General features: G+C 39.2%; 12 protein-coding genes. 4 read left to right on the top strand and 8 right to left on the bottom strand.

Going from position 1 to position 16,762, the window contains the following annotated elements:
* Positions 1–215: 215 nt before the first annotated feature.
* A complete protein-coding gene (locus BLQ05_RS06620; RefSeq protein WP_023577316.1) occupies positions 216–1,493 on the top strand; it encodes a replication-associated recombination protein A in 1,278 nt (425 codons plus the stop codon).
* 13 nt (positions 1,494–1,506) lie between these two features.
* Here BLQ05_RS06620 and BLQ05_RS06615 read toward each other — a convergent pair whose 3' ends face one another.
* From BLQ05_RS06615 to radC, 6 genes are all read right to left on the bottom strand, one after another.
* Positions 1,507–2,205, bottom strand: a complete 699-nt coding sequence (locus tag BLQ05_RS06615) for a hypothetical protein (RefSeq protein WP_023577317.1) — start codon at positions 2,203–2,205, stop codon at positions 1,507–1,509.
* 2 nt (positions 2,206–2,207) lie between these two features.
* Positions 2,208–2,897: a YjjG family noncanonical pyrimidine nucleotidase gene (locus BLQ05_RS06610; protein ID WP_023577318.1), complete on the bottom strand. Its 690-nt coding sequence runs from the start codon at positions 2,895–2,897 to the stop codon at positions 2,208–2,210.
* Between the two features lie 4 nt (positions 2,898–2,901).
* A complete protein-coding gene (locus BLQ05_RS06605; RefSeq protein WP_238321150.1) occupies positions 2,902–3,447 on the bottom strand; it encodes a hypothetical protein in 546 nt (181 codons plus the stop codon).
* On the bottom strand, positions 3,440–4,687 hold the full coding sequence (locus BLQ05_RS06600; protein ID WP_035654859.1) for an ABC transporter permease: 1,248 nt from the start codon (positions 4,685–4,687) through the stop codon (positions 3,440–3,442). The genes BLQ05_RS06605 and BLQ05_RS06600 overlap by 8 nt, the downstream gene beginning before the upstream one ends.
* The gene (locus BLQ05_RS06595; protein ID WP_023577320.1) at positions 4,684–5,313 is read right to left on the bottom strand and encodes an ABC transporter ATP-binding protein; all 630 of its coding nucleotides are present in this window, start codon (positions 5,311–5,313) and stop codon (positions 4,684–4,686) included. The genes BLQ05_RS06600 and BLQ05_RS06595 overlap by 4 nt, the downstream gene beginning before the upstream one ends.
* Before the next feature lie 78 nt (positions 5,314–5,391).
* A complete protein-coding gene (gene radC, locus BLQ05_RS06590) occupies positions 5,392–6,084 on the bottom strand; it encodes a RadC family protein (protein WP_023577321.1) in 693 nt (230 codons plus the stop codon).
* A 52-nt stretch (positions 6,085–6,136) separates the two neighbouring features.
* On the opposite strand from radC, the gene BLQ05_RS06585 reads away from it, so the two are divergent.
* Positions 6,137–6,724 (top strand): DUF1287 domain-containing protein, encoded by a 588-nt coding sequence (locus tag BLQ05_RS06585; RefSeq protein WP_023577322.1) that lies wholly within the window; start codon positions 6,137–6,139, stop codon positions 6,722–6,724.
* On the opposite strand, the gene BLQ05_RS06580 is transcribed toward BLQ05_RS06585, so the two are convergent.
* Both BLQ05_RS06580 and BLQ05_RS06575 read right to left on the bottom strand, forming a co-directional pair.
* The gene (locus BLQ05_RS06580) at positions 6,725–8,080 is read right to left on the bottom strand and encodes a UDP-N-acetylmuramate--L-alanine ligase (RefSeq protein WP_023577323.1); all 1,356 of its coding nucleotides are present in this window, start codon (positions 8,078–8,080) and stop codon (positions 6,725–6,727) included.
* 64 nt (positions 8,081–8,144) lie between these two features.
* Positions 8,145–8,834, bottom strand: a complete 690-nt coding sequence (locus BLQ05_RS06575) for a tetratricopeptide repeat protein (RefSeq protein ID WP_023577324.1) — start codon at positions 8,832–8,834, stop codon at positions 8,145–8,147.
* Between the two features lie 96 nt (positions 8,835–8,930).
* Here BLQ05_RS06575 and BLQ05_RS06570 point away from each other — a divergent pair, with 96 nt between their 5' ends.
* Together BLQ05_RS06570 and BLQ05_RS06565 are read left to right on the top strand one after the other, a co-directional pair.
* Positions 8,931–15,461, top strand: a complete 6,531-nt coding sequence (locus BLQ05_RS06570) for an alpha-2-macroglobulin family protein (RefSeq protein WP_023577325.1) — start codon at positions 8,931–8,933, stop codon at positions 15,459–15,461.
* Positions 15,462–15,464: 3 nt separating this feature from the next.
* On the top strand, positions 15,465–16,652 hold the full coding sequence (locus BLQ05_RS06565; RefSeq protein WP_023577326.1) for a carboxypeptidase-like regulatory domain-containing protein: 1,188 nt from the start codon (positions 15,465–15,467) through the stop codon (positions 16,650–16,652).
* Positions 16,653–16,762: the final 110 nt, after the last annotated feature.

The raw sequence follows: 16,762 nt of genomic DNA, 5'->3' as shown, positions 1-16,762 counted from the left end.
GATTTTGACGGAATGCTATCAAAAACAAATCCAAAAGCAATTTAATGAAGTTTTGTCACTTCATAACGACAGATATCAGAAACCGGACATCATTTCACTACAATTCCCATAGCCCAGATCGCAACGGCATCCTTTTTATCCAACTTTTTCTGTTGGACAAAAAGATATAGTGTAGAGCTGGATTAGCTTCACATAAAAATAGTATTTTTACACCTATGGAAGCACCTTTAGCCGAACGCATTCGTCCGCAAAACTTATCGGAATACATCAGTCAGTCTCACTTAGTGGGAGAACAAGGTTCGTTAACCCATCAGATTGCCCGTGGCATCATCCCATCGCTGATTTTATGGGGGCCACCGGGAACGGGAAAAACCACCTTGGCACAAATAATGGCACAGGAAAGCAAGCGGCCGTTTTATACGTTGAGTGCGATTAACTCGGGCGTAAAAGACATTCGGGAGGTGATTGATAAAGCCAAGCAAAGCGGCGGATTATTCACGGCTAAAAACCCCATTCTGTTCATCGATGAGATCCATCGTTTCAGCAAATCACAACAGGATTCGTTGCTGGCTGCGGTGGAAAAAGGTTGGGTAACGCTAATCGGTGCGACCACGGAAAACCCGAGTTTCGAAGTGATTCCCGCTTTATTGTCAAGATGTCAGGTATATATTTTAAATGCGTTTTCGAAAGACGATCTGGAAGCGTTATTGCATCGGGCAATGGAAACCGATGAAATACTGAAGACCAAAAACATTCAGCTAAAAGAAACCGAAGCCTTACTCCGCCTTTCCGGTGGAGACGGACGAAAACTGCTCAATATTTTCGAATTGATTGTCAACGCTACCGAATCGGAAACCATTGAAATCACCAATGAAAAAGTGATGCAGTTGGTACAGAAGAACACGGTGTTGTATGACAAAACCGGCGAACAGCATTATGATATTGTATCGGCATTTATAAAATCCATCCGTGGCAGTGACCCCAATGGCGCTGTATATTGGCTGGCAAGAATGATTGAAGGAGGTGAAGATGTAAAATTCATCGCCCGACGAATGTTGATATTGGCTTCGGAAGATATCGGAAACGCTAACCCGACCGCTTTAATCATGGCAAACAACACCTTTCAGGCGGTAACCACCATCGGTTATCCGGAAAGCCGGATTATTTTAAGTCAGTGCGCCGTTTATTTGTCCACTTCCGCCAAGAGTAACGCGAGTTATATGGCCATTGGAAAAGCACAACAAATGGTAAAACAAACCGGCGATTTACCGGTTCCGTTACACTTGCGCAATGCACCGACTAAATTAATGAAGGAATTGGGCTATGGCGATGAATACAAATACTCGCACGATTTTGCCAACAATTTCGCCGAGCAGGAATTTTTGCCGGAAGAACTATCCAATACGAAATTTTATGACCCGGGAAACAATGCACGGGAACGCGAATTGCGTCAGTTTTTAAAAAACCGCTGGGAAGACAAATACGGTTATTAATAAAAAATGGAGATTAAAATTTAATCTCCATTTTTTCTGTTACCAACTTATCGTTTTGATAATATTCGAAATGCCATTGGTTGTTTTTATTGAAAACAATACCCTGCTGACTGTCTTTTTGTCCGATGTAAAAATTATCTATCGAGGTTTTAAATAGTTTCATTACCACTTTCGGAGTGCTGTCAACCAACTGAAACCCATTGGTTATGGGTTGCGCGAAAAGCTGAAACCCAATTGATTCTTCGGCAACCTCCTTTTTGGATTGGGTTACTACATCCTTAATTTGCGGTTTCGGGTTGCTTTTTAATGTTTCAACCGACTTTCCAACCTGACGAAATGCCTGAACATAAGCTTTAACAAGCTCTTTTTGACGACTAACCCCTTGATCGGAAACATATACCACCTGATTTTTGCAGTCTTTCAGTTCCAGTTTAATTTTCGTTGTTAACAAATTGTTGTTCTCCAGCATATCGGCATAAAGCGCTTTACATCGGTTTTCTGCCAAATCCTGAGGCAGGATTTCATTATCGTAATACACTTCATAACCTTGTTTTTCCAAAACACTTTTTGTCAAAGCATTCAAATTGTACTTATTAGCTTCCTTTAAAAACCCGAATTTTACCGGAACAACAATGTATTTATAATCGGTCACGTTTTGGGAAAAGAGACAAACAGAAAACAGCAACGTGAAAAGTAAAAAACTTTTTTTCATTTTTATAGTATATTTTTTATTTCGGAAAGGTGATAAATCTGAGGGAAATCATGTGGCTCCACGGTTTTGGTTTCATTAAAGAACAAGGCATCCAATCCGATGTTTTTGGCGCCCTCCATATCGGCTTCCAAACTGTCCCCTACCATAACACTTGTGGCTTTATCTGCCTTAGCTAGTTGCAGCGCAAACTCGAAAATCTTAGGATTGGGTTTCTTAACCCCTGCCATTTCCGAATTGGTTATTGTCGCAAAATAATGTTCGATTTTGGCGTTTTTCAATTTGCCGTTTTGCACATCCTGAAATCCGTTAGTGATAATATGCAGATTGTATTTGGGCTTCAGATAATCCAATACATCGATGGCCCCGTCAAATAAATGATTGAACGTAGGCAGGTATTTTATATATTCTTCCGAAATCAAATGAATGTCCGAATCCTTAATTTCATGCGGCACCAAATCAAAAACTTCCTTCAGCCGTTTGTAACGCAGGGTGACCTGATCGATCTTGTCTTCTCTGTACAAGGCCCAGTATTTCATGTTCACAGGGACATAATGTTGAAGAAAAGCCTGTAAATCAACCGCAATAGCATGTTTTCTGAAAATCATTTCAAAAGTCAATGCCGAATTGCGTTCAAAATCCCAAAGCGTGTGATCCAGATCGAAAAAAATATCGGTTTTATTGGTAAATCTCATTTCCTTACTTCCCTCCTTTTACTATAACCGCATCTTCAATGTGATAAATCCAGTCGTCTACATTAGCATCGTTATATCGGAATGTTCCCTCTAAAGTCACATATTGATCGGTTCTCAGTTTCGGATTACCGCCTCTGAATTTTATACCCATTATCGTTTCCGGTCCCGATTTCCCGCAGAAAAAACAAGAAGCGAACACATTTTTACTCAACGCGTAACTTTTGTTATCAATCGGGACAATGAAACCGCTCATCACAATGCGTTTCTTTTGGGTTTGTTTCAGTTTCGTATTGATTATCGGAAACTGTACTTCCCCATAGGTCTTGTCCTGCTTTTTCAAAAACTTGATTTCCCCTAACAATTTCCAGGTTAGCGTATCGGGATTTCCAACATCATCAACCTTATTGAAATCCGGCGTAAATCCAGCTCTTTGAATGTTCCTTTCGGAAAAAGTTTCTTTGCTTATTTTTTTCTCTTTGGGAGAATAGAAGTGCTCCATGGCGAAAACTACCGCCAGTAACACAATAATTAAAATTTGTTTCTTACGCATTTGCCAAAACTTTTGAAATGTTTAACCTATAGGCTTTAACCGCCGGAATCACGGCAGCCAAAACGCCCACGAATATAGTTATTAAAAATAAAACGCCTTCTTTTTCCCAAACAAACTCCAACGGATTGAATGCTATTTTGAATTCTTCATCGGAGGATTTGGAAATGAACAACAGGGCTATTCTACCAAAAATCGTTCCAAAAAAGAACCCGATAACACACAAAACCATACTTTCAATAACAACCAATTGCAGTAATTGGAAACGGGATGCGCCATTGACACGCAATAAGGCAAACTCGTACTTCCTTTCTTTTAAGGTGTTAAACAACGCAATGAAAATACTGATTCCTGAGATTAACATAATGCCGTAAGCCAGATAGGCTAATGCTTCCAGCCCGATTCCGAAAAGGGTAAACAGGCGATTGATTTCAATGGCCGGTGATGCTGCCTGCATTTTCGTGTTTTGCGCTATGAGTCTTGGCCACAACACAATGCCCATCTTGTTTCGGAACTTCAGCAGGACAGCAGTTATCTCTTTTCCCTCTTCCGAAATTACCGTTTCCGCATGGTGCTCTTCGTCTTCGTCATGAACATGACCTTCTTCGCCATGTGCGGGATTATGATCGTGGGAATCGTGCATCGCCCACACGCTTTGAACATTGGACAAAATCAGATTGTCAATTACTTTTCCGGTTTTGGAAACAATACCAACAACCTTATATGCGGCTTCCTCGTGTTTCTCGCCTTCTTTAGCATCACCATGGGAACCGAAAAAGGAATCCCCTACTTTCACATTCAGTTTAGACGCAATTTCGCTCCCTACAACAACTTCGAAGTTCGTGGCAAAAACCCTTCCGTTTTCCATTGTGGCTCCGAACTTATTAAGATACTCCGGTGTTGTCCCCACAATTTTGAATCCGAGATAATTATCGCCAAAAGCCAAAGGAATGGCAGTTTTTACAAACGGGTGCTGCATCCAGGTTTTCGCTTCGGTATAATCGATATTTCCAGGAGGTGCATCTACCTGATATACAGAAGACAGTATCAATTGTAACGGACTTCCCTGCGCTCCCAATACCAAATCGATATCATCGGCATTGCTGGAAAACTGTTCTTCGAATTGTTTTTGCAATAAAATCAAAACCGTAATTATCGCCACACTCGCCGTGAGCAAAATAATACTCAAAACGGTGCTTAAAGGTTTAAACCAAGTATTTCTCCACGCTAATTTTGCTATCATGACAATAAAATTTGATTGGGGAATCGCTCTTTCAGACGGGAATCGTGGGTTACGATCACCAATGCCGTTTTGAATTCTTTGGCCAGTTGCTCTAATAAATCGGCAACTTTTAACGCATTTTCATCATCCAGACTTGAAGTCGGTTCGTCAGCCAAAAGCAATTTCGGCTCATTGATTAAGGCTCGGGCAATGGAAACCCGTTGTTGTTGTCCAATACTGAGTTGAGAGGGTAATTTATGCAGCTGACTACTCAGATCTAAATGTTCCAAAAGTTGTTTCGCTTTTTCCGTTTTCTGCTGACCGGTAGCCAGCCATGATGCCAACGCCACATTTTCCAAAACCGTAAAGGCTTCTATAAAATACGACTGTTGCAACACCAAACCGATATTTTTACCTCGAAAATGATCTAATTTCCGTTCTGAAAAAAAATTTATCGCGGTATTGTCTATTGAAATTTCTCCTGAATCAGGTCGCAACAATCCGCCAAGCAAATGCAGTAACGTGGTTTTTCCAACACCGGAACTTCCGGTAACCAGCAATGTTTCGCCTTCGTTACAATAAATGTCGGGAAAGGAAAATTCGGTTGTTTTTCCGTAAGAAAACGTGATTTTTTTGGTGCTTATCATACTGATTTCGGAATCGATAAAAAATTACAGCGCAATTTATAAAATTGGAAGCGAATAACATCTTAAAGAACCCTTAATCTATAAAATTCCTTCATCAGCAAAGCTGAAGTAACTTTTTTCTGTTATGATTACATGGTCCAACACCATAATATCAAGCTGTTTTCCGGCTTCTTTGAGTTTTCGGGTAATCTGTCTGTCGGCCTCACTTGCCTGCAAAACACCTGAAGGATGATTGTGACACAATATAAGCGAAGTGGCATTGTGCTCTAAAGCGGTTTTGTAAATAATCCGGGTGTCGACAACGGTTCCGGTAATGCCGCCTTTACTGATTTGTGTTTTATAAATCACCTTATTCGAATTGTTCAGGTACACTACCCAGAATTCTTCATGAGGCAATTCACCGATAATTGGCTGCATGATTTCAAACACCGTTTTACTGGACGTGATTTTAGAAAGCTCCAAAGCATCTTCGGCTCTACGCCTTCTGCCCAATTCCAAAGCCGCTATAATGGCAATCGCTTTGGCTTCGCCTATTCCTTTAAAAGTCGTTAGTTGTTTCAGTGATACTTTTCCGAGGCCGTTCAGATTATTGTCGGTGCTGATTAAAATCCGTTTGGACAATTCCACGGCACTTTCATTTCGGCTGCCGGAGCCAATTAATATGGCAATCAGTTCCGCATCACTTAACGCGGATTTGCCTTTCAGCATTAGTTTCTCTCTTGGTTTATCGTCTTCAGCCCAATATTTTATGGCAAAATTGGTTGGTTTCATGGCGTATACTTTTATAATGAATTCTTGCGTTATACATAAAAAAACGAAAATAATGAAAGTCATTTACATTTCGATTCTTTCTGTGTTATTTTTTAGCTTTTATCCTACAGAAAGTGATTTTCAGCAAAAATTATCCGAAGCAGCCATTCTCCTGACAAGAGATAAGGTGACTTATGATCCCGCCTATGTTTCCATTACATATCCGAATGGTGATGTCCCCAAAAACAAAGGGGTTTGTACCGATGTAATTATCCGTGCGTATCGGAAACTCGGAATCGATTTACAGAAGGAAGTGCATGAAGACATGAAAACCCATTTTAACCTGTATCCGAATTTAAAAAAGTGGGGATTAAAGAAACCCGACACCAATATCGACCACAGACGGGTTCCTAATCTGGAAGTGTTCTTCAGTCGAAAAGGAGTAAAACTGACGGTGTCCTACAATGCGAAAGACTATAAAACCGGGGAGTTGGTCACCTGGATGATTGATAACAAATTGCCACACATTGGTATCGTTACAAACAAAAAATCACCGGACGGAAAACGCCCGATGATAGTTCATAATGTGGGTGCCGGACAGGTTTTAGAGGATTGTCTGTTCCGCTATACTATTGTGGGGCATTATAAATATGCGAAATAATTACCCCATCAAACCTTTCACTTCATCAAAATTCAGTCCGCCATAATTTCCGGAACTCATCAATAACAAAGCGGAATTCTCCAAATCAAGATTAAACAGATAATTTTTAAAATCGGCCGGATTGGTGTAGATAATCAAATCATCGCGTTTGAAAGATTGTGCGATTTGCTCGTACGTCACTTCTTCCAATTGTTTGATTTTTACCGCATCGGGAGAATAGAAAACGACAGCCACATCGGCGTAATTTAAAGCGCCTTCGTATTCTTTTAAAAATGCAGCGTTCAAACTGCTGTACGTATGTAATTCCAGACAAGCGACCACTTTTCGGTTCGGATATTGCTCTTTTACCGCTTTTGTGGTTGCTGCAACCTTACTTGGCGAATGCGCAAAATCTTTGTAAGCCACTTTGTTTTTACTTTCGGCGATTTTTTCCAGACGTTTCGATGCGCCTTTGAAACTCGCAATGGCTTCGTAAAAATCCGCTTCGTCCACACCCATATTTTGACAGATCCATTTGGCTCCGGCTAAATTGTTCAGGTTGTGAGCACCGAAAACCTCAATCGGCATCGGACCTTCGGGAGTATCTAATAAGGTTACGCCATTTTCCACGGCATAACTCGGTGTATGATAAGCGATTTTACGGATGGGATTGGTTGCCGCCTCCGCCACGCGTTTTACTTCCGCATCGTCTTCATTGTATACTAAAATGCCGCCGTTGGTAATCTTCTGAATGAAAATCTCAAACTGCTCCACGTAATTTTCATACGTTGGGAACACGTTGATATGATCCCAGGCAATTCCGCTGATTAAAGCGATATTTGGTTGGTACAAATGGAACTTCGGTCGTCGGTCCATTGGAGAAGACAAATACTCATCGCCTTCCAACACGATAAAATCGTTTTCTTCGGTTAAATGCACCATGGTATCGAAACCTTCCAATTGGGCACCCACCATATAGTCCACTTCAATACCGTGATAATGCATCACGTGAAGAATCATGGAAGTAATTGTTGTTTTTCCGTGCGAACCGCCAATCACCACTCGGGTTTTGTTTTTGGATTGTTCGTATAGAAATTCAGGATACGAATAAATTTTCAGACCCAATTCCTGTGCTTTTAACAATTCCGGATTATCCGCTTTGGCGTGCATTCCCAGGATGATTGCCTCGATATCAGATGTTATTTTCTCGGGAAACCAGCCAAATTCAGCTGGCAGCAGCCCTTTTTTTTCCAAACGGGATTTGGAGGGTTCAAAAATAGCATCATCGCTACCGGTAACTTTATATCCTTTATTGTGTAATGCTAATGCTAAATTGTGCATCGCTGCACCGCCTATGGCAATAAAATGTGTTCTCATATATATTGGTCGAGAGTTAAAAATCGGAAGTTAATAGTCGGCAACAACTTGAAACCCTTCAGTTTTAACCTAATTTTTGATACTCTTTTTTTAAATTAACAGCTTTTTGTCGGTCTTTTAATTTGTTCAAATATAAATCATAAAGTTTTTCGAAAGTGGTTTTTGAATTACCAATTTCATGGGCTTTTTTATAATGCTCCTCTGCTTTCTGATAGCGTTTGAAATAAACATCGATATACCCTTTTGCCAAATAGCCGTCCACTTTTGAAAGTTGTTGTAATTCGTTGCCATATTTTTGGGCTTTGACCTCGCTTCCACCGATAATCCCCGGCAATTCGAGATACAGCATTACCAGTGCCCATCGGGTATCGATATGTCTGGCATCCAGTTTCGCTGCGGTTTCAAAAGCGGTTTTGACTTCATCAATCATTCCGAGTGCCTGAAATTTACTGGCTTCTTTGGCCTTCATTGCCAATGCGCCGCCAAACTTGTAATGGTAATTGGCATTCTTGGGAAATTGCAGTTTTAGTTTTTTATAATACCTGATGGCTTTATCCCATTGCTTTTGGTGACCAGCTATGTCACCCAAGTATTCCGTTGTTCTGGTGTCGTTAGGTTGTTGTTTCAGATAATTTTCAAAAAGAGTTTCGGCTGAAGCATACTTTTTCTGTTCAAAAAGCTTTTCGGCTTTTTCAAAATCGGATTGCGACCAAAGCAGCGTCGGAAAAAGTAAGAGAAGAAGGAAATGCTTCATGTGTCAAAAATAAGGAAATGAAATAAATTACTTTTAACTTTTAAACAATCTTTAGGAAATTAAATATTGCAGTATATTGCTGACAAATCAAAATAAATGAAAAAAGAAGTTTTAATCATCTGTTTGTTTTTCTCTTTGAATCTGTTTGCTCAAAATTTCGATGGAAAATGGGAGAAAGTAATTGAACTCGAAAAAGAAGGGAAAATACAATCCGCTAACGAAGAAGTTCAGAAAATCTACAGTAAAGCAAAAAGAAGAAACGATGAAACCCAAATCATCAAAACTTTTTTCTATTCCTCTAAATTTATTCAGACTTTAGAAGAAGAGGCGCAACTAAAAATCCTTTTCAATTTGAACAAGGAGATAAAAGAGCTCAGCAGCCCTTCCCAGTCTGTCTTAAAATACATCTATGCAAAATGTCTTGCGGGTCATTTATCTAAAAACAGATATAGTATTCAGAAGCTCACCGCAACCGACTCCATTTACAGTGAGGACTTCAGAACCTGGCCCGTAAACATCCTGGAGAAAGAAATCAATACCGCATACAATTCCTGCATCAGTAAAGAAGAACTGTTGAAAAACACCCCTTTAGTTACCTATGAAATGATCTTCGATTTTGAAAAATACGAAGATTTCAAGGAAACTTCCCTATACGATTTTTTGGCTGCTGAAGTGGCGAATCATTACAGTGAAAAAATTGATTACAGTAAAATAAACCATTCTGATTTGGAGTTGAAAAGGGACTTGATTTTTGATGTTTCGTCAAAGTATCAGAACTTATCTTTCGATTTCATTCAGGAAGCTAATTTAAAACAGTATTTAACACTGCATCAGAAACTGGAATCCGGAAGCAAAAAATCACAGGAGCATCAGTTCCAAAGAATTCGATTTCTAAAAGATGCTTTTTTTTATTCGGATAATGATTCGTATCTAAAAGTACTTACCCGTTTTCAGAAAAATCATTTATACAACGAAAACCTGCAAAAGGTTTTGTTGGAAAAAGCGCAAATTTACAGCAATTCCGCATCAAAAGAATCAAAACCTCAGAACCTTATACTGGCCGTGGCAACATACGACAGTATTTTAAACTTAAGCAGATCGGATAGTTACAAAAAAGCCTCAAACGCTAAAAATGAAATAACCCGAAATGAGCTGAACCTTAAATTATTGAAACAAATTTACAATAAGGAAAACTCCAGAGCACATATTTCCTATAAAAACATTGATAATGTAACAATATCGTTTTACAAAATAAAACAGACGCTATTTAATTATGAGTATGACAACAGTCAAAAAAAAGACAGCATTGTTAATCTTCTTTTGAAGAATCGTTTACCGTTTAAAAAAGCCACATATAAACTGGAAAACAAAAAAGATTATTTTCAATATTCAACAGAGGTGCTCCTACCTCAATTGGAAACCGGACATTATCTGGTATATATGGAAAGTGAACAAAAAAGTGATTCGTTGAAAACAAAGGCTTTCGATTATGAAACACTTACCGTTAGCAATCTGACCTTATTAAGCCATACCAAGGAGAAAACTGTTTATTTTCAGGCGTTGGACCGAAAAACAGGAATTCCTGTTGAAGATGTGAAAATAGAATTTGATGATTTTGTTTTACACACAAATGAAATGGGAAAAGCTGATGTCAAATTCTCAAAAAAGAGCCACTATTTTGACAAATCAATTTTTATAAGCAAAAACAATGATTCATTATATATCGCCCGAGAATATATCAGACCATTCAATTATGATGATGGTGATGATAAAGAAACAACAGAACCCAAAATAGAATTTTATCTGGACCGCGCCATTTACAGACCGGGGCAAACCGTCTTCTATAAAGGAATTGCATTTTGGAAAAAAAACAATCAAATTGAAGTTGTCCCCGATTTAACGGTGAGAGTATTACTTGAAGATGCCAACGGACATGAAATTAAAGAAATAGAAGTCAAAACAAACGAGTTTGGTTCCTTCTCAGGTGAGTTTTTACTACCAAAAACCGGACTTACAGGTGAGTATACACTTGCAGCCGAAGAACCGAATGAACCTGAAAAAGACGCTTTATATGATAAAAAAGAAGAAGAACATCCTTTTTGGGATAACCTGACAGGAGATGATCCTGAAATCACTTTTCAGGTGGAAGAATACAAACGTCCTAAATTTGAAATTACGTTCAGTCCAATTAAAAAAACGTATACCGTAGACCAAAAAGTCACTGTTAAGGGGAAGGCACGGTCTTTTGCAGGAAGTGCTATTTCCGATTCAAAAGTAACTTACAAGATTGTCCGAAATTCGTACTCCAGTTACAGATATTCTTATCCAAGCGAGACCAACACACTTGAAGAAGGGGAAACAAAAACAGATGCCGAAGGAAACTTTATTATTGAATTTACGGCTGAACCAAATTACGGATTCGATAAAAAATCCTTACCCGTTTTCAATTACGATGTGGCTGCCTCAATAACTGACATTAACGGTGAAACCAGAAACAACCAAACAACGGTTAAGGTTGGATATCATTCGTTGAGATTACAGACTATTATTCCGCGTATCATCGAAACCGACAAAAAATCGGTTATGGAAGTAGACAGTAAAAATCTAAATCATGAATTTGTACCTGTTAAAGGACAATTGCATTTTTACTCCCTTTCCCCTATCCATAATAAGTGGAAAAACAGGACATGGTCAAAACCTGAAATCAAAACAATTCCGGAGAGTGAATTCGATCAGCTGTTTCCTTATGAAAAAAACGAAAATGATGATTCTCCAAAAGAAAAACTCATATTCACTAAAACCATAGACACAGAAAAAGATAAAAAAATTGCCCTGGACTTCCTATCCTTTTGGAAAACGGGTAATTATAAAGTCGTTTTTTCTGCTAAAGATTCACTTGGTAATCCTGTGGAGAGCACTTCTACATTTAAATTGTTTCAAAAAAGAGATAAAAACAAACCATCCGACGAGCTATTTGCCATTAAACAATTAAACCTCAATCCAAAAAAAGATGGTTTTGTAAAACTGGAAATCAATTCCAATTTTGCTGATTTATACATTTCCTCAAATGCCTTTTACAAAGGAAATGAATACCATTCCAATGAAATACAATTGGAAAATCATACAGCTGTAATTCAGATTCCGATAAAAAAAGATTTTAAAAATGGTATAAACATACAATTTCAGACCATCTTTGAAAACGTATCCGAAAAAAAGCAATTTACCGTGTATTTTTTAGATGAAAAATCAAACCTCCAATTTAAAACAGAAAGTCTTCGAAACAAAATCGAACCTGGAAGCAACGAAAATTGGGTTTTCAAAATTCTTGGGAGCAAAGCCAATGAAACGGAAATTTTGGCTTCCATGTATGATAGTTCCTTAGATCAGTTCACTAAAAAAATTTGGAAAAATTTAGATGTCCAAAATGATTATATTAATTATGGAGATTTTGAAACCGCACTTGGATTTCGCAGCATCTACAGTACTTTAAGATTCCCAACCAATTATTACTATCGAGATATTGATGAAAAAGAAACTAGCCTTATTTGGTTTGGTTTTAACTTCTCAAATGCCAACGATTATTATGCCAAAAAACAATATGAAAAATTAATACAAGCGGGAAAAGTCAAGATTCCGACCAATTCAAAATCAGTATCTGGCGTTGTTACGGAAGGCGGTCTGCCACTGCCGGGTGTATCCGTAGTTGTTAAAGGGACAACAAGGGGGACCCAGACTGACATGGATGGCTATTACTCTATTGATGTGGCGCAAGGAGAAGAACTTGTTTTTTCTTTTATCGGTATGAAAGACGTTAAACTAAAAGTTAATTCGAAGGTTCATAATGTCGCAATGCCCGCCGAAAGCGCGATGCTTGAAAATGTAGTAGTAACAGCGCTTGGAATCAAAAAAAGACAGGATGAAATAACTTCATCCAATCAGGTTTTTAGTGCAAAAGAACTTACACAAGCAGCCAATCCTAACATAGTTCAATCGTTGGCAGGCAAAGTCGAAGGTTTACAGATAACTCCTTCAAACGGTGTAAATGCAAACACCCGAATCGTCCTTAGAGGCAACCGATCTATAAGCGGAAACAATCAGGTATTGGTTGTTATTGACGGTGTGATAAGCGATGCCGATGCATTAACAAAAATAGACGCTTCCGAATTACTTTCATCAACTGTTTTAAAAGGAGCCCAGGGAGCTGCACTTTATGGCGAAGCGGGCGCAAACGGTGTGCTTATCATTACAACCAAAAAATCACTTCAGGAAGTGACTCAGGTTCAGGCAAGAAAAAACCTAAACGAAACAGCTTTCTTCTTCCCGCATCTGAAAACGGATAAAGACGGAAAAGTGACGTTTTCCTTCACATCACCGGAAGCCCTTACACAGTGGAAGTTAAGGCTTTTGGCCCATGATAAAAGAGGCGTCTCGGGATATTTCGAGAACACCGTCATCACCCAAAAAGATTTGATGGTCACCCCAAATTTTCCGCGTTTTCTGCGCGAAAAGGATACCGTTTTCGTTACGGCAAAAGTGGCCAATCTGACCTATGAGGCAAAAACCGGGATTGCCGCCTTACAATTATTTGATGCCACAACCATGGAAACGATTGATGCCAAAGTCTTAAATACCGATAACATCAAAAATTTCACCATACCGGCAAGAGGAAATACGGTGGTGACCTGGAGAATCGTTATTCCGGAGGGATTGCAGGGCGTTCAATACAAAGTTTTGGCGAAAGCAGGCAATTACAGTGACGGCGAAGAAAACATTCTTCCGGTGCTGACAAACAACATGCTCGTAACGGAAAGTATTCCTTTATGGGTTCGCGGAGGCACTAAAAAAAAATATGTGTTGGAGAATTTAAAAAACAACACTTCTACGACCCTGCGAAACCATATGATCACATTGGAATACACTTCCAATCCCACATGGTTGGCCCTCCAGTCATTGCCTTATCTGATGGAATACGAACACGAATGCAGCGAGCAGACTTTTGCCCTTTATTATGCCAATGTGCTGGCTTCTGAAATCATCAACAGCAATCCGAAAATAGCTGCTGTTTTCAATGCCTGGAGCAAAGCCGGAAAATCGATTTCCAAACTGGAACAAAATGAAGAATTGAAATCCATTATTCTGGCGGAAACACCGTGGATTCGTGATGCGCAATCCGAAGAGGAAAGAAAAAAGAACTTGGCCTTGCTTTTTGATTTGGAAAAAATGAAAGGGTCCCTGCAGAATACGTTGAATAAATTAACGCAAAAACAAAAAAGTTCCGGTGGTTTTGCCTGGTTTGACGGTGCTGACGAAAGTGAATACATTACCCGACATATTCTTGCGGGCTTCGGACATTTGTCTAAGATGAAAATCAATGCCAAACTCAAAGAAGATTACAAGGGCATTACAGAAAAAGGAGTCATGTTCATGGACATAAAGTTTATGGAAGCACATAAACGCAGAACAGCAGCGTTGAAAGGAAAAGAAAAACTGCATTTACTTAATCCCTATTCCGATTTACACTATTTGTATACGCGCAGTTTCTACCTGGAAAGTAATCCGCTTACCGACGAGTTAAAGAAAACAACGAAAGCCTATATTGACAATATAATCGAAAACTGGCTAAATTATTCCTTATACGAAAAGGGAATGGCCGCTTTGACTTTACATCGTTTCGGTGAAAATGTTACGGCAAAAAAAATCACGGAGAGTCTCAAGGAAACGGCTTCCAACAACGAAGACTGGGGTATGTATTGGATTGAAAACAAAGTGGGCTGGTATTGGTATCAGGCACCTATTGAAACTCAAGCGTTACTGATAGAAGCTTTCGCTGAAATTAACAACGACACCCAATCGGTGGATGCCATGAAGGTCTGGTTACTGAAAAACAAGCAGAACAAAAACTGGCCAACCACAAAAGCTACTACCGAAGCCATTTATGCCTTACTGATGCAGGGCAATGATTGGCTCTCTGTAAAAGACAACACCATCATAAAAATGGGAGATGAAAAGATAGTCACCAAAAAAATGTCGGAAACCGAAAAAGAAGCCGAGACCGGTTACATCAAAATGAATTGGAAACCGGATGAAATCAAGAAAGAAATGGCAGCACTTTCGGTAGAAAACAAATCGAACGTTCCGGGTTATGGAGGTTTCTATTGGCAGTATTTTGAGGATCTGGATAAAATAAAAGCCAATTCCGGAAGCATCTTATCGGTTTCAAAAGAATTATACCTCAAGAAAAGTACGACCGCTGGAGAGCTATTACAGAGAATTACGGATAAAAATCCGCTTAAAACAGGTGATTTGGTTACGGTTCGCCTCATCATAACCGCAAAAGAAAATATGGAATATGTTCATTTGAAAGACATGCGGGCGGCGGGATTTGAACCTGTGGATGTGATTTCAACACATCATTGGAAAGACGGACTTTCGTATTATCAGAGTACCAAAGACATGGCCACGCATTTCTTTTTTGATACTATCAATAAGGGAACGTATGTATTGGAATACGATGTGCGCGTAAACAACAAAGGCGATTTTTCCAATGGAATTACAACCATTCAGAGTATGTATGCTCCGGAATTTACGAGTCATAGCAAAGGAATAAGGGTTTCCGTAAAAGAATAACGAATGAAAACAACCCTAGCACTTATATTTTTGCTTTTCGGAACGATTTCGTTTTCCCAAACCAAAATTTCCGGTATCGTAAGAGATATTGAAACGAAAGAACCGTTGCCCGGTGCTTCTATTTTTGCGCCACAAACCACCAATGGCGGAGCTACGGACGAAAACGGATTATTTGCGTTTACCCTAATTCAAGGGCAAACTCAGGTTATAATCAGTTACATTGGGTACGAAAGCGTAATTGTACCTGCCAGTTCCTTTACCGCCAACGACAAACCGAATGTAGTCTACCTGAGTCCGGCTGTGAACAACCTTAAGGAAGTGGTTGTTAGGAAAATCACCGCAAAACAAAGGGAAAAATACATGGAGATTTTCAAGCGGGAATTTATCGGGATGGGAAAAATTGCCGAAAAAACAAAAATCCTGAATCCCGAGGTGTTGCAGTTTGACATGAACAAGGAAAACACGCTGTTGATTGTAACGGCAGACTCCCCTATTCAGATGATTAACGAAAAAACAGGCTATCTCATTTCTTATGATTTGGTGTACTTCGAAAGTAAGGTGCTTCCTGAAGAACACAATCAGAAGCTAACCACATATTTTGGGTATCCTTTTTTCAAAGATATTGTTGCGGAGAAAAAACTGGATGCGAAAGAGGTGGCAAAAACACGTTTGAAATGCTACAAAGGTTCCACTATGCATTTTATCCGAAGCATGTATCATAGCACGATGGAGGCCGATGGTTTTACGGTAAAAAAGTTTATCCGGGAACTGAATCCGGAATATCCGTCACAGGACAGCATTAACCGGATGTGGGAACGTTTTAGAAGAAAAAAAGGCCCGATTCCACATTTGCCCATAAAATACAAAATTGTATATGAGGATGCCTACTGCAAAGAACATCAGTTGGTTTTCGAAAGGTTCGGTAAAAAGTATTTTTATTTTACTGATTTTTTGTCGATTCTATACCGAAGAGCAAAAGAAGAAAGCAAGTATGTGGAATATTACCATCAGATAGCTACTGATTTTCAGACTTCGCAGTTAAAATTATTAGAAGACTCCCCTGTAGAGATTTATGCGAACGGAAACTATGCCGATACGGAACGTTTGGCCAGTTTCGGTTATATGGGATGGAAAAAAATGGGCGAAATGCTCCCGTTTGACTATCTGCCGGAAACGGTTGTTGCCAAGTAAATGTGTTTAGGAATTTGGAAAACAATAATCGAACACAGATTCCGAAGAATACCCAATTAAACCGATGACTCTATTGATCAATCTGATTTTTGTGCCCTCAAATTGCCTTC

This window comes from Flavobacterium saliperosum (assembly GCF_900100625.1).
In the GTDB taxonomy this organism is placed as follows: domain Bacteria; phylum Bacteroidota; class Bacteroidia; order Flavobacteriales; family Flavobacteriaceae; genus Flavobacterium; species Flavobacterium saliperosum.
Note: the sequence above shows the minus strand (reverse complement) of the source record. Positions and strands in the feature narration are given on the sequence as shown.